The organism is Vibrio natriegens NBRC 15636 = ATCC 14048 = DSM 759 (assembly GCF_035621455.1).
Lineage (GTDB): Bacteria > Pseudomonadota > Gammaproteobacteria > Enterobacterales > Vibrionaceae > Vibrio > Vibrio natriegens.
Window position 1 is genome coordinate 1,971,670 of record NZ_CP141822.1, and the last position, 25,242, is coordinate 1,996,911.

A 25,242-nucleotide genomic window follows, 5' to 3' on the forward strand; every position below is an offset into this window, starting at 1 on the left:
AGAACCGAAATATAATTGAAGATAATTAACAACATTAATCGTAATAAATCAAGCAACTAGATTTTATATTGCCCAACGCAACTCAATATCAGGGCCAAATGGTCAATCTATAAACGAGATACCATGCTCTCAGGTCAGATCCCAAGTGCCATCATGCAGGAATGCCATCGTTTGAATTCACCGCTATTCTTAGCAACAGAACATTTTTAGCATACAGACTTGATGCCTGAACTGATTCGGCGACAAAACCAGCAACGGCCACCACTACGCGTTTCCTTCTTATCTCTTAGTGCTAGAATATCCGGCTTAAATTATCGATAAGGTTTTTCTCACTTGAACATCCAGCAAGGCTTCCTACTCACTCGTCAGGCGCGAGATATCCAAGGTCAGACTCAGATAGAGCTATGGGTATCAACCGAAGCTGGACCAACTCAGTTGCTGATTCATGGCGAAAAACCAGTGTTCTTTATTGCTCAATCAGACCTAGAGCAAGCCAGAGAGCTCGCCCAATCAAACAAAATTCACGTCGAATTTCGTTTGTTAGAGATTAAAACGTTCGAGCTTACCCCTCTTGTGGCTTGTTATACACGACTTACCCGAGACGCCATGTCGTTACAAGGTCACTTTTCACATCACGACATTATCACGTACGAAGGCGACATTCGGCTTGCTGATCGCTATTTGATGGAGCGCTTCATCAGAGGTGGTATCGAATTTACAGGTAACCAGCAAACTTACAACGGATACCAACGCATTCAACATGCAAAATGCCGTTCTGGCGACTATGAGCCGAAGCTGCAAGTTGTCTCTTTAGATATCGAGTGTTCGGAAAAAGGCATTCTCTACTCTATTGGTCTGGACAGTCCAATGGACTCGCGCGTCATTATGATAGGCGATCCTGAACCTGCAGATACCCCTATCGAGTGGGTACAAAACGAGAAAGCCTTACTGGATGCTTTAGTCGCTTGGTTTAAGCAGTTTGACCCTGATGTGGTGGTCGGCTGGAACGTGATTGACTTCGATTTCCGCCTACTGCACAAAAGAGCGGAATGGCACAACATGAAGCTCAAGTTAGGCAGAGCGGATCAAGCGAGTTTCTTCCGCAGTTCCTCACAAAGCCAACAGGGGTTCATTTCTATTCCCGGCCGCGTGGTGATGGACGGTATCGACACGCTAAAAACCGCGACATACCACTTTCGCTCTTGGTCTCTGGAATCCGTTTCTCAGGAATTACTCGGTGAAGGTAAAGAGATTCACAACGTGCATGATCGAATGGATGAGATCAATCGCATGTATCGTTCAGATAAGCCTTCGTTAGCGAAGTATAATCTTCAGGATTGTGTGTTGGTAAATAAGATTTTCGATCACACTCACCTGCTCGCTTTCGCGATTGAACGATCACGATTAACAGGCGTAGAGCTGGATCGAGTCGGTGGCTCGGTCGCTGCATTTACTAATCTCTATCTGCCGCAAATTCACCGCGCGGGTTATGTAGCGCCAAATTTACACCCAGAAAACTGGATAGCCAGCCCTGGCGGGTACGTAATGGATTCAATTCCGAACCTTTACGACTCCGTTTTAGTGCTGGATTTTAAAAGCCTGTACCCGTCCATCATTCGTTCCTTCTTGATAGATCCGATGGGACTTGTTGAAGGGCTACAACTAGAGATCGGTAAACAAGACAATCAAGCGGTACCCGGATTTCGTGGTGGCCAATTCCATCGCACAAAACACTTTTTGCCCGAGATGATTGAAAAGCTCTGGGCAGCACGTGACGTTGCCAAAAAGAACAACGAAAAAGCCTTTTCTCAGGCAATTAAGATCATCATGAACTCGTTTTATGGCGTATTAGGCTCCTCCGGTTGCCGATTTTTTGATACCCGACTGGCATCCAGTATCACCATTCGCGGACACGAGATCATGAAGCAGACCAAAGTGCTGATCGAAGAACAAGGTTATCAGGTCATTTACGGGGACACGGACTCCACCTTTGTGTCGTTAAACCGCACCTACAGTCAGACAGAGGCCGATAAAGTCGGAAATCAATTAGTCGACCACATTAACAACTGGTGGCAGGAGCATCTTCGTTCAGAATACAACCTCACTTCAATGCTAGAAATCGAATACGAGACCCACTATCGTAAATTTTTGATGCCTACCATCCGCGGGGCGGAAACTGGCTCGAAGAAGCGATACGCAGGATTAATTGGTGAAGGTGCAAACGAGCGGATTATTTTCAAAGGACTAGAAAGCGCACGCACAGACTGGACACCGCTGGCGCAAAGATTCCAAAACACACTTTATGGCATGATCTTCCATGGTGAAGATCCAAGTGACTATGTGCGCGAAGTGGTTGAGAAAACCAATAACGGCGAATTCGATGACCAATTGATTTATCAGAAGCGACTGCGCCGTAAACTGCACGAATACCAAAAGAACATTCCGCCCCAAGTGCGTGCCGCTCGAATGGCAGACGAAATCAATGCCAAGCTTGGTCGACCATTACAGTACCAAAACCGAGGTCGAATTGAGTATGTGATTACCGTTAATGGGCCAGAGCCACATGAATACCGCAGTAGCTTAATTGACTACCAACACTATATCGATAAGCAGTTGAAGCCCGTCGCTGATGCCATTTTACCTTTTATCGGAACCGACTTTGAAACCTTGTCGGCGCCACAGATGGGCTTGTTTTAACAACCGGCTTTAGCTAACCGATGCGAAACTCTGTTTTTTGATACTGCTTGACTAGCCAGCTGCCAAAGCTATCTAAAAGCCCTATCACCGAGCGTTTTGGAATAGCCCGTCCCGCAAGCAATATACCCAGACGTTCGATCTCCAATTGCATTTCTGGATGGTAGGTCAAAAATACCTGACCACATTCCACAGGGTCGTCAAACCAGCGTTTATCGCGGTACATAATCAGAGAATACGACGCCCGCAACAACTTTTTGGCTATTACCGTCTGAGCTTGAGTTTGCTCTTCGACACTTTTTGCCTGTGCTATTTTCGCACGATACACGGAGAGCCACTCTTCCACATCCATGTTCCAATGTTTAGCAATCTCCCAGCTTGGAACATAATCGCCAAAGCAGTCCGCTAAATCATCACCATAAATACAGACACAGCAATGTTTAAGCATAAAGCCCCAGGTGAATATACTGTCGAGATTCGCAACATCACTAACCAGCGCGGTTCGGACTGAAACACCGTTTACTTGCGGGTAGCCTTGCTGTGCTCGCCACTTGATCGTGTTCAATAACGTGGCTCGGTTAGACTCAAATGCCGCTTTAGTTACAACCACTAAATCGAGGTTCGACTTACCTGCCACCGCTGTTTTACGCGCAACACTGCCATAGACATACACACTATGTAAGTTTTGCCCTAGCCCACTTGTAAGGCACGTAAGAACTTCTCTGATCAGAGGTTCGAATTCGGTTTGAAAAGGTTGTTTTGAGTCGATAACAGGAAGAGACATTGAAAGTAACGCGATCTAAAGCTTAAGATTCAAGAACATTATGATCTACCAGCACTGAATTTGGATCAAGCTTAATAACGCGTTTATTCATGAGAGATGAAGCCAATCTCAGCGATGAATTTTGATGCCAGCAAGACAACTTAACGCTATAATCATCAAGTTTTGCGTAATAAGTATCAATAGGAAAATACAATGCCAAAGGCAAGTGAAATCAAGAAAGGCTTCGCAATCGAGTCTAATGGTAAAACTCTTCTAGTTAAAGACATCGAAGTGACGACTCCAGGCGGTCGTGGCGGCGCGAAAATCTACAAGATGCGTTGTACTGATCTAACAACAGGTGCACGTGTAGACGAGCGTTACAAGTCTGATGATGTTGTTGAAACAGTAGAAATGAACAAGCGTGCCGTTGTGTACTCATACGCAGATGGCGATGAACACATCTTCATGGATAACGAAGACTACTCACAATACACATTTAAAGAAAGTGACGTAGCTGATGAGATGCTATTCATTAACGAAGACACACAAGGTATTCACGTTATCTTGGTAGACGGTTCAGCGGTTGGCCTTGAACTGCCATCTTCTGTTGAGCTAGTAATCGAAGAAACTGACCCTTCAATCAAAGGTGCGTCAGCTTCTGCACGTACTAAACCTGCCCGCTTTGCTTCTGGTCTTACTGTTCAAGTTCCAGAGTACATCGCAACGGGTGACCGAGTGGTGATTAACACTGCAGAACGCAAATACATGAGCCGAGCATAAGCATGTCTGATTTGATTTCTTACGACGACGTTATCGACGCTGCGTACGACATTTTTCTTGAAATGGCTCCAGATAACCTTGAGCCAGCTGATGTCATTCTGTTTACTGCACAGTTTGAAGATCGTGGTGCCGCAGAACTTGTCGAAACTGGTGAAGACTGGGTTGAACATGTAGGCTTCGAGATCGACAAAGAAGTGTATGCAGAAGTGCGTATCGGCCTGGTGAACGAGGAAAATGACGTACTTGATGACGTATTTGCTCGTATGCTAATCAGCCGAGACCCAGACCACAAGTTCTGTCATATGCTTTGGAAGCGCGACTAACGCTTCCCCTATCATGAATAAAAACACCAGCTTTATGCTGGTGTTTTTTTATCTAACTTCTTATCTACCAGAGAAGCTTCCATCCCTCGATTTTCAGATAAGAAAAAGGCTTGCCAATGGGCAAGCCTTTCTGATTTTTTAATAACGCTTAACGATGTTTGTTACGTACGCCTTGCTCACCCGCACTTTTCTTTGTCTTACGACGAGCAGGATTATTGCTGCGGCCTTTCGGCGTATTTACACGTTCTTCGTGGCGCTTAACTGCACGACGAATTTTTTGGCTACGTGCACGTTCACGCTTACGTGAAGTGTTATCTTTGTTCAGATCAAGCATGGTTTCTTTCTCTGGACGAAGTTCTACTAGCTCACGCAAGTAGTTTACTTCTTTCAGATCCAGTTCCATCCAACCGCCGCGTGGCAGTTTCTTGTCCAGGAAGATATCACCGTAACGAACACGTTTCAGGCGGCTTACCGTACAATCTTGAGATTCCCATAGACGACGGACTTCTCGGTTACGACCTTCGTTGATTACTACATAGAAGGTGTGGTTCATGCCTTCACCACCAGCGTAAACAACGTCTTCAAAGCGAGCCATACCGTCTTCCAGCTCTACGCCTTTTACTAGATTACGAACTTTTTGTTCAGTTACTTCACCGAACACACGTACTAGATATTCACGCTCAACCTGGCGACTTGGGTGCATTAGGCGGTTTGCCAATTCACCATCCGTAGTGAAAAGCAACAGACCTGATGTGTTCGCGTCCAGACGACCTACCGAAATCCAACGCGAGCCACGAATCTTTGGCAGGCGATCAAAAACAGTACGGCGACCTTCCGGATCATGACGAGTACACAGTTCACCTTCAGGCTTGTAGTACGCTAGTACACGACAGATCACTTCTTCTTGTATCTTCGCAGATACAATGTGACCATCGATACGAACCACGCTGTTCTCATCTTCAAGTCTTTCACCAAGCTTAGCAACATTACCGTTCACGCTTACGCGACCAGATTTAATTAACGATTCAATCTCACGACGAGAACCGTGACCAGCACGTGCTAATACTTTTTGTAACTTTTCGCTCATTTATCTACCTATGTGTCGTCTTCACAGACGTCTAGACCAGGATTGGTCTGTATTATGCAATTACCCATCTTCACGGGATTTTTTCAGTCGGCCATTATACGTAACTTTCTGGTTTAATGTAAGAGAAATCCTCTCTATTCTCCGCCTTCTGCTTGTAACCTGATTGAACTCCGATATACCACTTTTTTCCTACTGGCCATCAATATTCTGGCGAAGAACCGTACTAATTTAGAACTCTCTCGCCCGCTGCGTTCCAACTTCAGCTGATAAAATTATCACGGTTGTTACAACAACAACTTACTGACTTGCCCGCTAAGATAATCAGATAAAAAGGACAATGAAATGTCAAACACAGCGCTTACTCTCAATTGGATATTTGGCACCTGCGACGATGACAATATGACTGGTACCAAAGGCACCGACACAACCGATATCTTCTTCGGTTTTGGCGGTAAAGATAATTTCGTCGGATTCGACGGGAACGATTATGTTTTCGGTGGCTGGGGTGAAGACAGCTTGTTCGGCGGGCGGGGAAACGACTTCATCTCTGGTGGCTTCGGTAATGATTATCTGTCTGGTGGTTTAGGAAATGACTCGCTGTACGGCGGATTCGGAGACGACATCATTTTCGATTATTCAGGCAACAATTTTATTAGTGGCGGTTGGGGCAATGACACCATTGTTATCGGTGATGGTGAGTCCGTATTAAGTGGTGGCTTTGGCGCAGATTCATTCGTGTTCACCAACAGAATGGCGATTGGTGTTCCTGATCAACCTGTTTCTTCTAATGAAATCGAAGTGATAGCAGAAGTACTGGATTTCAGTATTTTCTCGGATAAGTTGGTTTTCGACTTTGGAAGAGATACTAACGGGGATGGGATTCGCGATACGTTTCTTGACTCAGCAGAAGATCTTGACCTTTCATACAATGAGTGTGGCTGGGCGGTATTCTCCAGCGATGAGTACAATGTTGAAGTGACACTTAATGGCGTCACATCGAGTTACATCGATTATGCGGATCACAAAGGCATCGATCTTTTCGAGTTCGCTTAAAGAATTTACTTCGTTTTCGAATCGATACGCCAGATACAAAAAAGGAGGCATCTCAGCCTCCTTTATCACATCAAGCTAGCACCACACTTATTCAAATGGCGCAGGGTCACCCGATCCAAGACGAACCACGACAGGGTCACCTTCACTAAAGTCGATAACCGTTGACGGTTGTTCACCCAAATAACCGCCGTTAAGTATTACGTCAACCGCATGTTCTAACTTGTCACGGATATCTTCTGGATCAGATTCAGCTACGTCACTGTTAGGTAAAATCAACGACGTAGACATCAATGGCTCACCCAATGCTTCCAAAAGATCAAGCGCGATTTGGTTATCAGGAACACGGATACCTATGGTTTTACGCTTTGCATTCATTAAACGACGAGGCACTTCTTTTGTACCTTTGAAGATGAATGTGTAAGGCCCCGGTGTATTGTTTTTCAGTAATCGAAATGCGCCGTTGTCTACGCGTGCGTACAGCGAAATCTCGGATAAATCACGACATAACAACGTGAAGTTGTGCTTATCGTCCAAGCGACGAATTTGACAGATACGTTCTAACGCCTGTTTGTTTTCCAGCTGACAGCCAAGTGCGTAACCCGAATCGGTTGGGTAAACCACGACACCGCCGTTACGAATGATTGCTACTGCTTGATTAATCAAGCGAGCCTGTGGGTTTTCTGGATGAACGTAAAAAAACTGGCTCATTGTAATTCCTCATTATCGAGCCTCTCGGCTCTATATCCTTATGGAGCGTGGACTTCGTTGCGATCCAACGAAGGGTCAATGCCCCAATCTTTCCAAACTGGTTCTACGCCTGACGGCAACCAGAGGTTTCGACCCAACTCCATCCAAGGAGACGGATAGTGAAAGTCGCTACCTTGGGACGCTAATAGTTTGTATTGTATAGCATAATCCGCCAGATTGCGTCTTTCTTGTTGTGCTTGTTGTGGCTGAGCGACTTCCATCGCGTCACCATTTGCTTCCGAGAATGCCGCAAGAAGACGCTTAATCCACTTTGCTGTCAACTGATATCGACCCGGATGAGCTAACACCGCGTGGCCACCAGCAGCGTGAATAGCATCTATCGCATCTTTCATCGAACACCAATTCGGCGGCACATAACCAGGGTTGTTACGCGTAAGGAACTTTTTGAACACCATTTGCATGTTTTTAGCGAAGCCATTGTCCACCAACCATTTCGCGAAATGGGCACGTGTAATTGGCGCATCACCTGCAATCTGCTGTACCTCTTCCAGAACGCCTTCACGAGTTGCTTTTTGCAGACGCGATGCGATCAGCTCTGAACGAGTGATTCGATGCTGTTTTTGTTGTTCAATAAGCGTCTTCAATGCTGGATTATCAGGGTCAATATTCAGACCCACGATATGGATATCTTTATTTTGCCAAACGGTTGAGATTTCGATGCCGTTAATAATTTTGATCGGCAACTGATTATCTTCTACATACTGTTTCGCTGGCACTAAACCGTCAACGGTATCATGGTCTGTAATCGCCAAAACTTCGATATCAAAACTCAGTGCCCTATCCACTAAATCTTTCGGTTCCAGTCGGCCATCAGAGGCTGTGGTATGGCTATGTAAATCAATTCTCATATTTTTTATCGTTTTAATGCTGTTTTGGGGTTGACTTTTTATCTCCGCACTAGTTAACTAGTACACAAATACAGAACACATTATTCAAGGCTCACTATGTTACAAGAATTGAAGCAAAACCAAAAAGCGAAAGTTGCAGTTTGTCTAAATAAGACAAGCTCGGCAGACGTTGCTTGGTGGCGCACTTGGACAAGTTCTTGGTGGGCAAACGTGTACTTCTAGTTTAGAAATTCAAACGTTAAAAAGCCCGCTGCCAAAGCGGGCTTTTTATTTTTTCGCCCTTTTTACGTTTAACTGCTTAAACATTGACCGGATCTCGTAAACTCTTAATTGGGCCAACGCCTAGTTTATGCCACTATGTTCAGCAGGAAGATTAAAATAGCTATAAGGAGGTCTTGTGAACAAGGCCATTGAAATCAAGAATCTTGGACAACTGGAAGTGCTAACGGCTTCTGTTCCTTACACTCAAGACCCAACCCGCTTGTTTCACACCCTGTGTGAAAATAAGACGGATAGCTTACTTCTGGAATCTGCGGAAATTGATTCGAAACAGGACCTGAAGTCACTTTTGATCGTTGACTCTGCGGTTCGCATCGTTTGTTTTGACCATACCGTCACCATGCAGGCATTAACGGACAATGGTAAAAACTTGCTTGCTCACCTCAATAAGAACGTACGTAGTGACGTTACTTCTCAATTTGATGGTGAGACTTTCACACTTGAATTTTCCCAGCCATGCGACACTCTGGATGAAGACTCTCGCTTACGTGAAGCTTCTTCATTCGATGCACTGCGCTTAGTTCAACACAGTTTTGATCTAGAAGATAAAGATAAGCACGCGATTTTCCTCGGTGGTTTATTCGCTTACGACTTAGTGGCAAGTTTCGAACCTTTGGGTCATGCAGATGCGACCAATCAATGCCCAGATTACGTTTTTTACGTTGCCGAGACACTACTCGTCGTTGACCATCAAACTGAGTCTTGCCATTTGCAAGCAACGCTATTTGTCGATAACTCGCAACAAGCGACTTTAGAAGCTCGCATTGCAGAGATCGGCGAACAGTGTAGCGCGCCTAAGCATCTGCCTAGTGCGGCCAAACTGACCGATGTGACAGCTCAACCAAGCATCTCGGATGAAGACTTCTGCCAGATTGTCAGTGATTTAAAAGAGTACGTAGTGAAAGGGGATATTTTCCAGGTTGTTCCTTCACGCCGTTTCACGCTTCCTTGCCCTTCCCCACTAGCGGCATATAAAGAGCTGAAGAAGAGCAACCCAAGCCCATACATGTTCTACATGCAAGATGAGTTATTCACTCTATTTGGCGCTTCGCCAGAAAGTGCTTTGAAGTACGAAACCGACACCAATCAGGTTGAGATATACCCAATCGCAGGCACTCGCCGCCGTGGTAAGCGCCCGAATGGAGAAATCGATTTCGATCTCGACAGCCGTATCGAACTTGAACTGCGTACCGACATGAAAGAAAACGCAGAACACATGATGCTAGTTGATCTGGCACGTAACGACGTCGCACGTATCTCTGAGGCAGGTACTCGCTATGTAGCTGACCTACTCAAGGTAGACCGTTACAGCCATGTGATGCATTTAGTTTCACGCGTCGTCGGTCAATTACGCGAAGATTTAGACGCCCTGCATGCTTATCAGGCAAGCATGAATATGGGCACACTGACAGGCGCGCCAAAAATTCGTGCTATGCAGTTAATTCGTGACGTGGAAGGTGTTCGCCGCGGAAGCTATGGCGGTGCAGTTGGTTACCTAACCGGAGAAGGCACGCTAGATACTTGTATCGTGATTCGCTCTGCCTATGTTGAAAACGGTATTGCCCAAGTACAAGCAGGCGCAGGGGTAGTTTTCGATTCAGATCCACAAGCGGAAGCGGACGAAACCCGCGGTAAGGCACAAGCCGTTATTTCTGCTATTCAAGCAGCACATGAGGAGTAGCAGAGCATGGCTAACATAGTATTTATCGATAACTTTGACTCTTTTACCTATAACTTGGTTGATCAATTTCGTTCGCTTGGTCATTCCGTCACCATTTACCGTAATAACATTGCTGCCGAGACCATAGAACACGCGGTCAATGAGCTAGAAAACCCAGTTGTTCTGCTCTCTCCAGGTCCAGGAGCTCCTTCTGAAGCGGGCTCAATGCCAGACTTAATTCAGCGCATGAAAGGCAAAGTGCCAATGATAGGCATCTGTCTTGGCCATCAGGCCATCGTTGAAGCCTATGGCGGCACGGTTGCGGGCGCAGGTGAGATCATTCACGGCAAAGTGTCGATGATGGAACATGACAATCACGCCACTTACGCCAATTTGCCATCACCACTGGCCATTGCCCGTTATCACTCATTGGTCGCAACCTCTGTTCCAGAAACGCTGACCATTACCGCTGAAGTGGATGGATTAACCATGTCAGTAGTACACGAACAGGACAAAGTTTGCGGATTTCAGTTCCACCCGGAATCGATCATGACCACGTATGGAGCAACCCTATTAGCCAATGCTATCGAATGGGCGCTTGAGAAAAACAACGCATAAAGAAATAGGGAGAGGAATTATGGAAGCGATTATCAATAAACTTTATGACCAACAGGCTTTGACTCAAGAAGAAAGTCAGCAACTGTTCGATACCATTATTCGTGGTGAACTCGACCCAATTTTGATGGCATCAGCGTTAACGGCGCTTAAGATCAAAGGCGAAACTCCAGACGAGATTTCCGGCGCAGCAAAAGCCCTGCTCGCCAACGCAAAGCCGTTCCCGCGTCCTGAGTATGACTTTGCCGATATTGTCGGTACTGGTGGCGATGGTCACGATACCATCAACATTTCCACCACGGCAGCATTTGTCGCTGCGGCTTGCGGCTTGAAAGTCGCCAAACACGGCAACCGCAGTGTCTCCAGTAAGTCAGGCTCTTCTGATCTACTGGACTCTTTCGGCATCAACCTTGCCATGAGCCCAGAAGACACGCGTAAAGCCATGGACGAAATTGGCGTTGCATTTCTGTTTGCCCCCCAATACCACGGTGGCGTGCGCCATGCGATGCCAGTGCGCCAAACGATGAAAACACGCACTATCTTCAATATTCTTGGTCCACTGATTAACCCTGCTCACCCTAACATTGAATTAATGGGTGTTTACAGCGAAGAACTAGTTCGTCCTATTGCAGAAACCATGCTACAAATGGGTATGAAGCGCGCCGCAGTCGTACATGGTAGCGGGCTCGATGAAGTGGCCATTCATGGGCCAACCACGGTGGCAGAAATCAAAGACGGTCAAATTGTTGAATACACTCTGACTCCGCAAGACTTCGGTTTAGAAACTCACCCGCTAGAAGCGATTAAAGGTGGCGCTCCAGAAGAGAATAAAGCAATCATCACCAATATTCTCACAGGAAAAGGAACCGACGCTCAGCTCGGTGCTGTCGCGGCGAACGTTGCATTGCTCATGCGTCTGTTCGGTCACGAAGATTTAAAAGCCAATGCGCAGCAAGCCATTGAGGCAATGAATTCAGGCAAGGCTTATCAGTTAGTTCAGCAACTTGCCGCACACGCTTAAGGAAATAATCAAGATGACGGATTTCAACACTCAAAAAGCTGATAACCTTTCTGAGCACGTGTCAAAAAAAGAAGCGGAAATGGCGGAAGTTCTCGCTAAGATCGTTCGCGACAAATATCAGTGGGTCGCAGAGCGCAAAGCTTCTCAGCATTTGAGTACATTTCAATCCGATTTAGAACTTTCAGATCGTAGCTTCTACGATGCGCTCAGCGGCGATAAGACGGTCTTTATTACTGAGTGTAAAAAAGCCTCACCTTCGAAAGGGCTCATAAGAGATGACTTTGATCTGGATTACATCGCATCAGTTTACAACAATCATGCAGATGCCATTTCTGTCTTAACCGACGAGAAGTACTTTCAGGGCAACTTCGACTTTATTCCACAAGTCCGCAGTCAGGTCACTCAGCCCGTACTTTGTAAAGATTTCATGGTAGACGCTTACCAAGTTTACTTAGCGCGCCACTACGGGGCTGACGCCATCTTATTGATGCTGTCTGTACTTAACGATGAAGAATACAAAGCATTAGCTGAAGTCGCTCACAGCCTGAACATGGGTATTCTGACAGAAGTCAGCAACGAAGAAGAGCTGCATCGTGCGGTTGATTTGGGTGCACTTGTTATCGGTATCAACAACCGTAACCTACGCGACTTAAGTACTGACCTTAACCGTACCAAAGAGTTAGCACCGTTGATTCGAAAGCTCGCGCCAAAAGCAACCGTGATTTCAGAGTCAGGCATTTACACACACCAACAAGTTCGAGATTTAGCGGCTTACGCGGACGGATTCCTGATTGGCAGTTCGCTTATGTCCGAAGACAATCTGGAGCTCGCTGTTCGTAAAGTCACATTGGGTGAAAATAAGGTTTGTGGTTTGACCCACCCTGACGATGCAGCAAAAGCTTATAAAGCGGGAGCGGTATTTGGCGGACTGATTTTTGTTGAACAGTCTAAACGAGCGGTGGATTTAGAGACGGCTCGACTCACCATGAGCGGCGCGCCACTTAAATATGTAGGCGTGTTCCAAAATCATGAGATTGATTTTGTAGCCGCAATTGTGACATCGCTTGGTTTAAAAGCGGTTCAGCTGCACGGCGCTGAAGATCAAACCTACGTCAACCAGTTAAAAGCTGAACTTCCTGCTGGCGTTGAAATTTGGAAAGCGTATGGCGTCAAAGAGAGCGCGCCAACTTTGCTTGCGGAAAACGTTGATCGCCATTTATTGGATGCGCAGGTCGGGAATAAATCTGGTGGTACCGGACAAGTTTTCGACTGGTCTCTTATCGGCGACCCAAGTCAAATCATGTTAGCAGGTGGACTGTCGCCTGAGAATGCTCAACAAGCGGCGTCATTAGGTTGCTTGGGATTAGATTTAAACTCTGGCGTAGAAAGCGCGCCAGGTAAAAAAGATGCACAGAAGTTGCAGGCCGCGTTTAACGCAATTCGCAACTACTAAAATTATTCGTAGCAAGAAAATTACGAGAAGGACTATCACGATGGCAAAACTGAATGCCTACTTTGGCGAATATGGCGGTCAGTACGTTCCGCAAATCCTCGTTCCTGCATTGGAGCAACTTGAGCAAGCATTTATTGACGCACAGGAAGATCCAGAGTTCCGTAGCGAATTCATGACACTTCTTCAGGAATATGCAGGTCGCCCTACGGCGCTAACGCTTACTCGCAACTTAACTAAAGGTACAAAGACCAAACTGTACCTAAAGCGTGAAGACTTACTCCACGGCGGCGCACACAAAACTAACCAGGTGCTAGGTCAGGCTCTACTGGCTAAGCGCATGGGCAAAACAGAAATCATCGCTGAAACCGGTGCGGGTCAACACGGTGTCGCAACAGCACTAGCATGTGCGCTACTTGGTCTGAAATGTCGCGTTTATATGGGTGCGAAAGACGTTGAGCGTCAAAGCCCGAACGTGTTCCGCATGAAACTCATGGGCGCTGAAGTCATTCCGGTACATTCTGGTTCGGCAACACTTAAAGATGCGTGTAATGAAGCACTGCGTGACTGGTCAGCAACGTACGAAGACGCGCACTACCTACTAGGTACGGCAGCGGGCCCTCACCCGTTCCCAACTATTGTTCGCGAGTTTCAGCGTATGATTGGTGAAGAAACCAAGAACCAGATTCTGGCTCGTGAAGGACGTCTTCCAGATGCAGTTATCGCTTGTGTTGGCGGTGGCTCTAACGCCATTGGTATGTTTGCTGATTTCATCGAAGAAGAAAGTGTTCGCCTTATTGGAGTCGAACCTGCAGGTAAAGGTATCGATACCGACCAACACGGTGCGCCGCTGAAACACGGTAAGACAGGCATTTATTTCGGTATGAAAGCGCCAATCATGCAAGATGAAAACGGACAGATCGAAGAGTCCTACTCCGTTTCTGCTGGTCTTGATTTTCCATCTGTTGGGCCTCAGCACGCTTACTTGAATTCCATTGGCCGCGCGGAATACGCCAATGTAACCGATGATGAAGCCTTGGATGCTTTCCAGGAAATTGCGCGTAGTGAAGGTATCATTGCGGCACTTGAATCGTCTCACGCACTTGCACACGCGTTGCGTATGGCTCGCGAAAATCCAGAAAAAGAGCAGCTTTTAGTCGTCAACTTATCCGGTCGTGGTGACAAAGACATCTTCACCGTAAACGCCATCCTAGAAGAAAAAGGAGTGATCTAATGAGTCGTTATGAGAAGATGTTTGCTCGCCTGAACGAAAAGAACCAAGGCGCGTTTGTACCGTTCGTAACGGTAGGTGATCCCAATGCAGAACAATCATACAAAATTATGGAAACCCTTGTTGAATCGGGTGCTGACGCACTTGAGCTGGGCATTCCGTTTTCTGACCCACTAGCAGATGGCCCGACAATTCAGGGAGCAAATAAACGTGCACTGGAGTCTGGCGCAACACCAAGTATCTGCTTTGAGCAAATAGGCAAGATTCGCGCCCAATACCCAGATCTACCAATCGGGCTATTGATGTATGCGAACTTGGTTTACTCTCGCGGTATTGAAAACTTTTACGAACACTGTGCCAAAGCCGGTATCGACTCTGTTCTGATTGCCGACGTACCAACCAATGAAAGCGCAGAGTTCGTCGCAGCCGCTGAGAAGTTCGGCATTCATCCGATCTTTATTGCGCCACCAACGGCCAGCGATGAAACCCTGGAGCAAGTGGCAGAGCTAAGTGGCGGTTATACCTACCTACTTTCTCGAGCGGGTGTAACAGGGACAGAAACGAAGGCAAATATGCCTGTTGGACAGTTGTTAGAAAGACTAAACCAATTCGATGCTCCACCAGCGTTACTTGGCTTCGGTATCTCTGAGCCAGAACAAGTGAAACAAGCAATAGAGGCTGGTGCCGCTGGCGCCATCTCTGGTTCAGCCGTGGTTAAAATCATTGAGACGCACGCAGAGCAGCCACAGATTATGCTGGACAAGCTTGGTGAGTTTGTTTCGGCAATGAAGGCCGCTACTCAAAAATAAGCCCTCTTCTTGATGTAAATAAACGCCCGCTGATAACTATAAGCGGGCGTTTTTATGTTTGGCGGATAAACGACTCGATTCTCTATTTAAGCCACTTACTTTTCATATCAACCGTTTCTCAAACCAACCACTGTCTAAATAAATGATGCGCACTCAAATAGAGACCCATCACAAATTCAGATTATTACCCTCTCCCGAGACAAGCGCCCTGAGTGCATCGAATTATAAAATGTTAAAATAGCTCAGTTAACAGTGCTGCATTAAGGTACCGACATGGAAGAGTTAAAAAAGTTGTTGCTTCAATGCCCCGTACTATCTGGATTACCTGAAGAGGGCATCAATGACGCGGTACAAATTGCAAGAACCCGGCATTTCGACGAAAAAGCGCTTATCTGTAACAAAGGAGACAAGCATTCATCTCTGATGGTGATTGCTAAAGGAGCAGTAAGAGTCAACTCGATAAGTACAAAAGGCAAAGAAGTCACGTTAATGATTTTTGATGCGGGCGGCTGGTTCGGAGACAATGTTTTCTCACCCGGTATGCCGCGCATATTCGGAGCTACGGCTCATTCCGACGTGACACTCCTGGAGCTACAAGGGGATAAATTCCGTCAGTTGCTGGCTAAGTACCCGCAAAGTTACCCAGTCATTCTGGATCTGATGAGTCGAAGGCTGTGGTCGGCAATATCCGTTATAGAAGACGATGCAATACGAGGCATTGAAGAGCGTATTGGTCGCCGGTTGCTCTTACTCGCGACTTATCAAACCAATCGGGCAATCAGTGCAGAGCCATGTATGGTTCGTGTCACAAGAGAACACATCGCAAATATGATGGGACTGACAAGACAAAGCGTACACAAAGTCTTAAAAAAAATGGAAAGCGAGGGAATACTCTCTCTGAGCTACGGGAGCATCACAATTCCCAATCCTCTGGAGATGGAAGAATATCTCAAACAACTTGAATAACCCATGCCCCTGCATCATCCCCTGTATCAGAAAATAAAAAGTATCAGAAAACAAAAAAAGCCAGCTAATCACTAGCTGGCTTGCATTTCATCATTTGTCTAAGCGACTTTAAGTTCAGATTTCAATTCACGTTTCAAAATCTTACCCGTTGCACTCATCGGAAGCTGGTCTCGAATCTCGACAAAGCGTGGGTATTTAAATGCCGCTAAGTGTTCACGTCCCCAAGCCTGAAGGTCGGCCGCTTCAATGTCCTGATCAGGCTTAAGCACTACGTAAGCTTTGATTTCCTCTCCGTACTCTTGATGAGGAATACCAATCACCGCGACCATCGCAACAGCAGGGTGCGTCATGAACACTTCTTCAATTTCACGCGGGTAAACGTTAAAGCCACCACGAATAATCAAATCTTTGATTCGATCCACGATGTACAAGTTACCTGCTTCATCAAAACGGCCAACGTCACCCGTGTGGAACCAACCGTTTTTCAGTACTGACTCTGTTACTTCTGGGCGGCCCAAGTAGCCTTTCATCACATTGTGACCGCGTACGATGATTTCACCCTCTTCACCCACAGGGACTTGATTACCCTCTAGGTCGACAAGCTTAACCTCAACACCTTGGATAGGTTGACCAACCGAACCAGGAATTCGCTCTTGATCTAAATGGTTAAAGCAGGCGATAGGACTCGTTTCAGATAAACCGTAGCCTTCCAGAATAGGCACATTGAACTTCTCTTCAAACGCACGGAACACTTCCGTTGGTAACGATGAACCACCACTTGCCGCCACGCGCAGCGACGAAATATCATAATCAGCATCCGCATGAAGCATACCGATGTACATTGTTGGTACGCCCGCAAAAATGGTCACTTTATGTTTTTCGATCAATTCAAGAACATGAGAAGGTTCAAATCGAGGAACAAGAACCAAAGTTGCACCACTCAAGACACTGGCGTTCAAGTGCACGGTTTGGCCAAATGTGTGGAACAGAGGCAAGGTCACTAAGTGTACATCATCACCTTGAGCAGCCATGATGTTCTGCCCAACAATCGCGTTCATCACGATGTTTTGTTGCGTTAGTTCCGCACCTTTCGGCATTCCCGTCGTACCTGAGGTATACAATACAACACAAGTGTCATCCGCATTACGAGGCACGTAATCAGCCAGCGGTTCAACATCACGAATGAAAGCGTTAAGAGTTGGTACACCACCCCACTCTAAATCAGCCTGCGACTGGGTCATGACAATCATGTTTTCGCAGGTTTCAACTTCCTTGAAGGCTTTCACACCTTCTCTGGCCATTGGTAACTCTGGTGTACCTTCAAAACAGAAGAAAAACTTAGCGTTTGAGTCTTCCAGGTGATATTTGATTTCTCTCGCTTTCAACAACACGTTGAGTGGTACGGCAACGGCGCCCGCTTTCTGAACAGCGAAATAAATAAACGCAAAGAAAGGCAGATTAGGACACGACAACGCGACTCGGTCACCCGGTTTGACACCACTATTGATCAAAGACGTCGCAATTTTGCCCGCGATCGCATCAAATTGAGAATAAGAAATTTCCAAGTCACCGCATATCAACGCTGTCTTATCAGGCTTACTGGCAGCATTTCGCTGCAGCGCAGCAGCAAGATTCATCATAATGACTCCACCTCTAGATTATTGGCATTCACGTTGTTCTTAAGGATTCAACAACAAAAAGTTAACGATAGAGTGGCTTTTTACGGTTATTGCATCTTCAACCCACCACTTGTTAACATTATATTTACAAGACTTAACATCCCAAGAATGTAAAATATTTAACATTTATAACCGTGAAATCACTAAAGTGTGAGCTTGCATCCTAATTATTGTCATAAATATCAGGCAATAAATACGCCCTCCCCCAACCCAAAAACAGGAAACAAGTTGTTAACAAATATTTCATCCTCAATCGCTAACCTCATTAACCAAATTAATGTAACAACCATTAATGCATTTGATAAACAAATAGCAAACGTTTGCTTTTGAGCAAAAAGTTAGCATTCGTCAATGAAATATCGATTTTTTCATCAATAACCCTGTTTAGCATATTGCCAATTGTGAATGATAAGTGTAAAAAGCGAGGGCGAAATTATTCTCCGTTTATTTATATGTGAACAGTGTGTAATTTTAGGATTTTACATTTTATTAGCACAGAGGTTATGGAAGTGTTAAAAGAAAAGAGTTTGCTAAACAACATTGGCGTGCAAGTCGTCATTGCAATGATCGTGGGTACAGCCGCTGGTGCTCTAATGGGTCACGACGCTACGGTCTTCGCGCCACTTGGTGCTATCTTTATCAACCTAATCAAAATGCTAGTAATCCCATTGGTTGCTGTCGCTTTGATTTCTGGTGCTGCTGGTCTTGGAAATAGCCAGTCTGCAGGTAAAGTTGGCTTAGTAACACTAGGTTACTTTGGTCTAACATCTGCTCTTGCAGTAGCACTTGCTCTATTTATGGGTGAAGTATTCCAACCGGGCATCGGCATCGACGTTTCTGGCGTTGAAGGCATGTTCTCAGCTGAATACGCTTCTAAAGGTGAGCTGCCAACTTTCTGGGCTACCATCACTGGTATGATCCCAACCAACGTTTTCCAGTCGCTGAATGATGCGAACATCCTACAGATCCTAGTTTTCTGTATGTTCTTTGGTATTGCGATTTCTCAACAAACTAAAGAACGCCGTGATCCTATCATCAACGGTGTTAACTGCATTGTTGACGCGATGGTTTGGATGATCAACAAGGTGATGATCATTGCTCCTATCGGTGTATTCGGCCTGATGGCTGAAGCTGTGGGTACATTTGGTTTCGGCGCACTGATGGTTGTATTCAAACTGTTCGTTGTATACACAGCCGCTATCCTAATTTTTGGCTTCGTTGTCTACCCTGCGATGGTTCATATCTTCACTAAGACCTCTGCGAAGAAATTCATCTCTTCAATGAAGAAACCACAAGCAGTTGCACTATCAACAGCATCTTCAATGGCGACACTGCCAGTAACGATGGATACTTGTGAAAAAGACCTAGGCGTTAGAAACTCTACCGCTTCGTTCGTTCTGCCTCTTGGCGCAACGATCAACATGTCTGGTAACGCAATTTACTACGGCTTGGTAGCAATCTTCTTTGCTCAGCTATTTAACATCGACCTAGGCATGGGCGCTTACATCGCGATCATCGTAACTTCTACTCTTGGTGCGGTTGGTCAGGCTGGTGTGCCGGGTCCATCATTCTTGGTTGTTGCGGTTCTACTAGCGGCTGGTATTCCAATTGAAGGTCTGCCACTACTATTCGCTCTTGACCGTATCTTCGATATGATTCGTACTGCTCTGAACATCACGGGCGATGCAGCATGTGCTGTTATTGTTGATGCACTTGTAGAAGAAGAAGTACAAGCAAATAAAGAAGTTGAGCTGAGTAAGCAAGAAGCTTAATTTTCCGTAATTCAACTTTTAAGAAGCCGCTCAAATTGAGCGGCTTTTTTTATCCAACTTTTGCATTAGGTAACCATACAAACAGAAACTGGTAGCATAAATTATTTATCATGATATAACGCACCTATAAAACATAAAATATCAGTGCTAGGTTGTCTCATGAGTCTAAAGTTGTCTTTAGACCTGATCTCCAATACAGATTGGTCTATTCAAAAAAATCAAATAGTTGTACATGAAATCATTCATCGTACGGCGTTCTGCCACCTGCTAGTAAACTTATGTTTTCCTAGCCGTGGCTTCACAGGCTGTGCCCGTATTTTCATCAAAGCGTGGCGCGAGAAATCTCAAACTTTCTTGTTAGAATTCAGTGGCAAGTATTGCGAACCACAAAACAGATGTTTTCAACAGGTGAACCAGAATGTTTGATTTTGGTTTGGCAGGTCTGCTCTATCCAAAAGCCATTACATTATATGTCACTATAGCCGCTGTTCTCTTGTGGCAGCTGTACTATTGCTATCGCCTGAAAAGTCGCAGCGAGCGCGTTTTAGGCACCCATCATGCGCCCTACATCGCATACTCTGCCTGCATCATTATCTGGATTGGCAGCAATGCCTATTTTCATACTGACCTATTGGTAAACTTTGGCTCAGAAGGCGGCGTTTTCATGGCGAAACTGGCTAATCTCGCGTCCTTCTTCTCTTTTGCCTTTGCTTATTACTTTTCCTGTCAGCTACTCGCCGAACAAAAAAACAGGGGTACAAAAAGATGGCAGCAACTGATATTTGTACTGCTGTCAGGGTATTCACTTTTTATAAATTTACGTCCGGATTTAACGGTAGAGAATGTCTCTATACAGGGACCCAGTGAGTTTGTGATTGAATTTGGCTCTCAGACCGCCTACTTCTTTAATTCCATCCTGATACTGATTACGCTTACACTCATCAACCTTGCTCGTATGCGAGTCAACAGTAGCAAACTGACACTGGCTAAAAGCAACTACATGATCGCAGGAATCTTGGTATTCATGCTGTCAACTACGGCCATCCATCTCGGCATGACCTATTTTCTTGGCGACTTTTCACTGACATGGTTGCCACCAGCACTCTCCATCAGTGAAATGCTATTTTTTGGCTACGCTTTACTCACCTCTCGCTTCTATAGTGCGAAATATCTCGCCTACATCGCCGTCACCACGTTGTTGGTGTGCGGTATTTTTGTATTGCCGTTAGGCGCGGTATTGATGCCAATAACCGAAGGCAACCAATGGCTTATTTCCATTCCGATCTGTGCACTGATTGGTGTTACCTGGCATTGGCTCTATCGTCGAGTGAGCCGCTTGGTCTCCTATTTTGTCTATTTTAAAAAGCAAACTCCGGTGCAACAAATTTTGGCTCTGGAAGAGGACTTTAAGCGCTCCATTGATGATGCGATGGAAAAGCTTGGGGTGCTGCTCGATATCCCCAAAGACAAACTGCAATTGGTCAACAGCCACTGCTCTGAGACGTTCTATGAAGACTATCTGCATTCTGATAAATCGGTTCTGCTTCTTGATGAACTGTCTGAAGAGATAAAGTACACCTCAGCCAACAGCAGTACATTGAGAAAGCTCTACAATAAAATGCGTTCCAGTGATACGGCACTGGTCATGCCGATTTATGGCCATAGCCGCTCGGTCTCTCACCTTTTGATTTCTTCCCATAAGCGAAATCAGAAGCTATTTTCTAACGAAGAGATTTCCGCCTTACAAACGCTGCTGACTCGTGTGCAAAGCACGATTGAGGCAGATAGAAAAGTTCGTCAAAGCCGAGCACTCGCCCACTCCATTGCTCATGAAATGCGTAACCCTCTTACGCAAGTACAATTGCAATTTGAGGTTTTGACTCAACATATTGAATCCCAGTTTCCACCAGAAACACTAAAAGGCGACATCAATAAGGGGCAAGCGGCAATTCAGCGTGGTCGGCAACTGATTGATATCATATTAAGAGAGGTCAGCGACACATCGCCCGAACAAGAGCCACAAGTAGCAACTTCTATTCACAACGCGGTGAATCAGGCGATCACTCGCTATGGTTTTGAGAACGAAAAGAGTCTCGATCGAGTAAAACTGCCTCAACAAGATGATTTTGTGGTGATGTTAAATGAAACCCTGTTTAACTTCGTTATTTTTAACTTGATCCGCAATGCGGTTTATTACTTTGACTCTTATCCTGCAAGTCAAATTGAAATGAGTACTCAAACTGGACCGTATGAGAACGTATTAATCTTTCGTGATACCGGGCCTGGCATCGATAACACCATTGTGCATAAGATCTTTGACGACTTCTTTTCCTACCAAAAAAGCGGCGGGAGTGGTCTGGGGCTAAGTTATTGTCAGCGAGTAATGCGTTCATTTGGCGGGCGAATAGAATGCCACTCTGTAAAGGGAGAGTTCACAGAGTTCTATCTTTACTTTCCTGTCGTACCGAACTCACCAAAAGCAGAAACGTTTAGGGTTAACTCGGAACATGGAAGCAGTGCAAAAGACGAAGCTAAGTCTAATGTAATGAAAGAGTTAAAAGTCGGCGAACATGCACCAACAGTGCTCATTGTTGATGATAAAGAGGTGCAACGCACATTAGTTCAGCTGTACTTGAAACAATTAGGTGTCCAATGTTTGCAGGCAAATAACGGCGCGAATGCAATAGAGATGATTCAATCTCACAAAGTAGATTTGGTTCTGATGGATGTGCAAATGCCGGTTATGAATGGTTTTGATGCCAGCCAACGTATTAAAGCAATCTCTCCTTCCGTCAAGGTCATCGCGTTATCAGGGGAATCAGGAGATTTAGAGCTCGCACAGATTTCTAAACTCATGGATGGTCGCTTGAACAAGCCAACAACCTTAAATGCGTTGCGAGAGGTAATACAGACGTGGCTCATTCAAAACCAACCCACTGAGTCAAACTCACTTTAAATTACTTGGCATAGCTTATGCTTATACAAGTAGAGCTACCTAAATCATAGCATTAGGCACGGGTAGAAAAATGTTAAAGGGAGATGACAATGTTACCCAGCAGAGACACATATCGCAGCTTGATTCATCATGGTATTAAAGCACTATTGTTAGATCGTATCGGTCACTATTCCGAAAATGAATATCACCAATACCTCAATCTAATGACGGGCAAGTCATCATGCGGCATCATGACCAATGACGAACTCGCTGCCACAGTAGATAACCTTTTGTGTGAAGGCTATTTAGAAGATGTCAAAACGCGTATCCCCCAATACCAGAATGTCGCCTAAACTATAAATTAGAGACAAGGATTGCCGCCATTGTCGCGGCAATTTTTGTATCCAATTGTCTCGAGCTATTCACATTGCGTCAGATTCCGCTAGACTGTGAACAACTCAATAACCAGGTAGTTTTCTGCAACATGAAGCAAATTCTTGATTTTATTCCACTCATTGTCTTCTTTGCCTTGTATAAGATGTACGACATTTACGTTGCGACCGGAGCACTCATCGTCGCGACGGCTATTCAAATCGTCCTGACGTTTGCGCTTTACAAAAAAGTGGAAAAAATGCAGTTAATCACTTTCGTGATGGTGGCTGTATTTGGTGGCATGACCATATTTCTCCACGATGACAACTTCATCAAATGGAAAGTGACCATTGTTTACATGGTATTTGCTATTGGTCTTGCGGTCAGTCACGCGATGGGCAAATCAGCAATAAAAGGGATGCTAGGAAAAGAGATCTCTCTTCCTGAAAACATTTGGACACGCATCAACTGGGCTTGGGTCGGCTTCTTCTCTTTCTGCGCAGGCTTAAACATTTATGTTGCCTACGAACTGCCACTCGATGTCTGGGTTAACTTTAAAGTGTTTGGTCTGCTGATAGCGACATTCAGTTATATGATCGCTACAGGTTTTTACATCTACAAACACATGCCAAAAGAGCAGAAAAATAGCTCCTCCGATGTTTCGGTTGATGAATAACGGCTCAGCTTTGCTATAATCCGCGCAAATTATTTTTAACAGCGACCTTCGGGTCGCTGTTTTGTTACTGTTCCAATTAATATTTGCGCTTGTTATCCATCGTAGTAACTAACAGAACATCCTGGCAGATTAAAATGCTTGGGAACTTTTACTTACTGAGATTGGTCCCATTTAAGCGCTGACGATGATTTAGGATGTCACAATGAGCCAAGAATTTAACTCTCCGAAAGGCCAACTACTGCTTCGTACCCTCGCAATGCCTGCTGATACAAATGCGAACGGCGATATCTTTGGTGGCTGGATTATGTCTCAGCTTGACTTAGCTGGTGCTATTTTGGCGAAAGAAATTTCTTCCGGACGCGTCGTCACCGTTTCTGTTTCGAGCATTACGTTTAGAAAACCAGTGAGCGTAGGTGATGTCGTCTGTTGTTACGGTGTATGTAAAAACATCGGCCGCACTTCAATGAGTGTCGACCTTGAAGTGTGGGTAAAACCGGTGAAAGTAGACGGCATTGAAGATCGCTTTATGGTGTGTGATGCAACCTTTAATTACGTCGCGATCGACAGCGAAGGTAAACCTCGCCCTATCGCAAAATAGGTTTGAAACGGTTCTAATAGAAGGAAAATTCTCACATTTTCTATTGTTAACTTGTGAGAGTCACCAAAAAGTCGTTAAATTAGGACTTCAACCTACCAATTAAGGAACTATGCTATGTGGTATGTCATCTTTTCTCAGGACATCGAGAATTCATTAGAAAAGCGTATGAGTGTTCGCCCTCAACACCTGGAACGTTTGCAACAACTTCAGGACGAAGGACGACTTCTTACCGCAGGCCCAATGCCAGCGATTGATTCTGACAACCCAGGAGAAGCGGGATTTACCGGTTCCACCGTCATAGCAGAGTTTGATTCTTTGGAAGACGCAAAAGCCTGGGCAGATAAAGACCCTTACGTGGCGGCGGGCGTTTACGAAAACGTGATCGTCAAACCGTTCAAAAAAGTGTTTTAATTTATGAAAAAATTACTGTGTTTGTTTCTGGCGCTTGGTGCGCTAGCAGGCTGTACGTCTACCGCGGATAAAGAGCGTCAGCTGGAACTGATGGCATCTAATCGTGCCGGTGTTCTCTCTGCTGGTCTACCTATGGAATATGGACCTCTGCAAATTATGCGGGTTTCTTCTAACAAGAATGTCGTTGAAATGATGATGATTTATAACGACGGCGCGATGGGAGCGAAACCATTAGCACAAATGCTTAACTCGAGTATCTACACATTCTGCCACAAACCAGAAATACGAGATCATATCAATATGGGTTTAATGTATAGAGTGAAAGTGCGTAATACGCGCGGTCAATTGATGGCGGATGAACTGATTTCAGAGCAACGCTGTAGCAATTAATCACAGTAATTTGCCGAGCGAGCTGAGTATTGGATACCGTCCAAGCATCGCATTTGAATGGC

General features: G+C 45.4%; 24 protein-coding genes and 1 other annotated feature. Of the genes, 19 read left to right on the top strand and 5 right to left on the bottom strand.

Annotation, left to right across the window (positions count from 1 at the left end):
* Positions 1 to 333 precede the first annotated feature (333 nt).
* Entirely contained in the window at positions 334 to 2,697 is a 2,364-nt protein-coding gene (locus VER99_RS08945; protein WP_020335563.1) for a DNA polymerase II, read from the top strand.
* A 13-nt stretch (positions 2,698 to 2,710) separates the two neighbouring features.
* Here the strand turns inward: VER99_RS08945 and VER99_RS08950 are convergent, their stop codons facing one another.
* Entirely contained in the window at positions 2,711 to 3,478 is a 768-nt protein-coding gene (locus tag VER99_RS08950; RefSeq protein WP_020335564.1) for a nucleotidyltransferase family protein, read from the bottom strand.
* A 192-nt stretch (positions 3,479 to 3,670) separates the two neighbouring features.
* Between VER99_RS08950 and efpL the strand changes: the two genes are divergently transcribed.
* Together efpL and VER99_RS08960 are read left to right on the top strand one after the other, a co-directional pair.
* Positions 3,671 to 4,237 carry an elongation factor P-like protein EfpL gene (gene efpL / locus VER99_RS08955; protein WP_014232399.1) on the top strand — a complete coding sequence of 189 codons (567 nt, stop codon included), beginning with the start codon at positions 3,671 to 3,673 and terminating at the stop codon, positions 4,235 to 4,237.
* Between the two features lie 2 nt (positions 4,238 to 4,239).
* Positions 4,240 to 4,560: an HI1450 family dsDNA-mimic protein gene (locus tag VER99_RS08960; protein WP_014232400.1), complete on the top strand. Its 321-nt coding sequence runs from the start codon at positions 4,240 to 4,242 to the stop codon at positions 4,558 to 4,560.
* 148 nt (positions 4,561 to 4,708) lie between these two features.
* On the opposite strand, the gene rluB is transcribed toward VER99_RS08960, so the two are convergent.
* Entirely contained in the window at positions 4,709 to 5,647 is a 939-nt protein-coding gene (rluB, locus tag VER99_RS08965) for a 23S rRNA pseudouridine(2605) synthase RluB (protein ID WP_014232401.1), read from the bottom strand.
* Between the two features lie 342 nt (positions 5,648 to 5,989).
* Here rluB and VER99_RS08970 point away from each other — a divergent pair, with 342 nt between their 5' ends.
* A complete protein-coding gene (locus tag VER99_RS08970; RefSeq protein ID WP_020335566.1) occupies positions 5,990 to 6,700 on the top strand; it encodes a calcium-binding protein in 711 nt (236 codons plus the stop codon).
* Positions 6,701 to 6,787: 87 nt separating this feature from the next.
* Here VER99_RS08970 and VER99_RS08975 read toward each other — a convergent pair whose 3' ends face one another.
* Together VER99_RS08975 and rnm are read right to left on the bottom strand one after the other, a co-directional pair.
* The gene (locus VER99_RS08975) at positions 6,788 to 7,408 is read right to left on the bottom strand and encodes an L-threonylcarbamoyladenylate synthase (RefSeq protein WP_014232403.1); all 621 of its coding nucleotides are present in this window, start codon (positions 7,406 to 7,408) and stop codon (positions 6,788 to 6,790) included.
* 38 nt (positions 7,409 to 7,446) lie between these two features.
* Positions 7,447 to 8,316, bottom strand: coding sequence for an RNase RNM (rnm, locus tag VER99_RS08980; protein WP_020335567.1), 870 nt, complete (start codon positions 8,314 to 8,316; stop codon positions 7,447 to 7,449).
* 96 nt (positions 8,317 to 8,412) lie between these two features.
* Between rnm and VER99_RS08985 the strand changes: the two genes are divergently transcribed.
* The 8 genes from VER99_RS08985 (at position 8,413) to VER99_RS09020 (ending at position 16,347) form a co-directional block, all read left to right on the top strand.
* Positions 8,413 to 8,538 carry a trp operon leader peptide gene (locus tag VER99_RS08985; protein WP_014232405.1) on the top strand — a complete coding sequence of 42 codons (126 nt, stop codon included), beginning with the start codon at positions 8,413 to 8,415 and terminating at the stop codon, positions 8,536 to 8,538.
* Positions 8,485 to 8,588: a sequence feature (Trp leader region), on the top strand. It overlaps the preceding gene by 54 nt.
* A gap of 125 nt (positions 8,589 to 8,713) precedes the next feature.
* The gene (locus VER99_RS08990; RefSeq protein WP_020335570.1) at positions 8,714 to 10,276 is read left to right on the top strand and encodes an anthranilate synthase component 1; all 1,563 of its coding nucleotides are present in this window, start codon (positions 8,714 to 8,716) and stop codon (positions 10,274 to 10,276) included.
* 6 nt (positions 10,277 to 10,282) lie between these two features.
* The gene (locus VER99_RS08995; protein ID WP_014232407.1) at positions 10,283 to 10,873 is read left to right on the top strand and encodes an aminodeoxychorismate/anthranilate synthase component II; all 591 of its coding nucleotides are present in this window, start codon (positions 10,283 to 10,285) and stop codon (positions 10,871 to 10,873) included.
* A gap of 19 nt (positions 10,874 to 10,892) precedes the next feature.
* Positions 10,893 to 11,891, top strand: a complete 999-nt coding sequence (gene trpD, locus VER99_RS09000) for an anthranilate phosphoribosyltransferase (protein ID WP_020335571.1) — start codon at positions 10,893 to 10,895, stop codon at positions 11,889 to 11,891.
* A gap of 13 nt (positions 11,892 to 11,904) precedes the next feature.
* Positions 11,905 to 13,344: a bifunctional indole-3-glycerol-phosphate synthase TrpC/phosphoribosylanthranilate isomerase TrpF gene (gene trpCF, locus VER99_RS09005; RefSeq protein WP_020335572.1), complete on the top strand. Its 1,440-nt coding sequence runs from the start codon at positions 11,905 to 11,907 to the stop codon at positions 13,342 to 13,344.
* A 40-nt stretch (positions 13,345 to 13,384) separates the two neighbouring features.
* Positions 13,385 to 14,575 (top strand): tryptophan synthase subunit beta, encoded by a 1,191-nt coding sequence (gene trpB, locus VER99_RS09010; RefSeq protein ID WP_020335573.1) that lies wholly within the window; start codon positions 13,385 to 13,387, stop codon positions 14,573 to 14,575.
* A complete protein-coding gene (gene trpA / locus VER99_RS09015) occupies positions 14,575 to 15,381 on the top strand; it encodes a tryptophan synthase subunit alpha (protein ID WP_014232411.1) in 807 nt (268 codons plus the stop codon). Before trpB ends, trpA begins: the two co-directional genes overlap by 1 nt.
* Before the next feature lie 273 nt (positions 15,382 to 15,654).
* Positions 15,655 to 16,347 carry a Crp/Fnr family transcriptional regulator gene (locus VER99_RS09020; protein ID WP_014232412.1) on the top strand — a complete coding sequence of 231 codons (693 nt, stop codon included), beginning with the start codon at positions 15,655 to 15,657 and terminating at the stop codon, positions 16,345 to 16,347.
* A gap of 98 nt (positions 16,348 to 16,445) precedes the next feature.
* Here the strand turns inward: VER99_RS09020 and VER99_RS09025 are convergent, their stop codons facing one another.
* A complete protein-coding gene (locus VER99_RS09025; protein WP_020335574.1) occupies positions 16,446 to 17,987 on the bottom strand; it encodes a long-chain-fatty-acid--CoA ligase in 1,542 nt (513 codons plus the stop codon).
* A 542-nt stretch (positions 17,988 to 18,529) separates the two neighbouring features.
* Between VER99_RS09025 and VER99_RS09030 the strand changes: the two genes are divergently transcribed.
* The 7 genes from VER99_RS09030 (at position 18,530) to VER99_RS09060 (ending at position 25,180) form a co-directional block, all read left to right on the top strand.
* A complete protein-coding gene (locus VER99_RS09030; RefSeq protein ID WP_014232414.1) occupies positions 18,530 to 19,798 on the top strand; it encodes a dicarboxylate/amino acid:cation symporter in 1,269 nt (422 codons plus the stop codon).
* Positions 19,799 to 20,216: 418 nt separating this feature from the next.
* Positions 20,217 to 22,754, top strand: coding sequence for a quorum-sensing autoinducer 1 sensor kinase/phosphatase LuxN (gene luxN / locus VER99_RS09035; RefSeq protein WP_020335576.1), 2,538 nt, complete (start codon positions 20,217 to 20,219; stop codon positions 22,752 to 22,754).
* Between the two features lie 89 nt (positions 22,755 to 22,843).
* Positions 22,844 to 23,086, top strand: coding sequence for a hypothetical protein (locus VER99_RS09040; RefSeq protein WP_014232417.1), 243 nt, complete (start codon positions 22,844 to 22,846; stop codon positions 23,084 to 23,086).
* A 131-nt stretch (positions 23,087 to 23,217) separates the two neighbouring features.
* Positions 23,218 to 23,781: a septation protein A gene (locus VER99_RS09045; RefSeq protein ID WP_014232418.1), complete on the top strand. Its 564-nt coding sequence runs from the start codon at positions 23,218 to 23,220 to the stop codon at positions 23,779 to 23,781.
* Between the two features lie 202 nt (positions 23,782 to 23,983).
* On the top strand, positions 23,984 to 24,379 hold the full coding sequence (yciA, locus tag VER99_RS09050; protein WP_014232419.1) for an acyl-CoA thioester hydrolase YciA: 396 nt from the start codon (positions 23,984 to 23,986) through the stop codon (positions 24,377 to 24,379).
* A gap of 114 nt (positions 24,380 to 24,493) precedes the next feature.
* Positions 24,494 to 24,790: a YciI family protein gene (locus VER99_RS09055; RefSeq protein WP_014232420.1), complete on the top strand. Its 297-nt coding sequence runs from the start codon at positions 24,494 to 24,496 to the stop codon at positions 24,788 to 24,790.
* A 3-nt stretch (positions 24,791 to 24,793) separates the two neighbouring features.
* The gene (locus VER99_RS09060; protein ID WP_014232421.1) at positions 24,794 to 25,180 is read left to right on the top strand and encodes a GspS/AspS pilotin family protein; all 387 of its coding nucleotides are present in this window, start codon (positions 24,794 to 24,796) and stop codon (positions 25,178 to 25,180) included.
* The last annotated feature ends 62 nt before the right edge of the window (positions 25,181 to 25,242 follow it).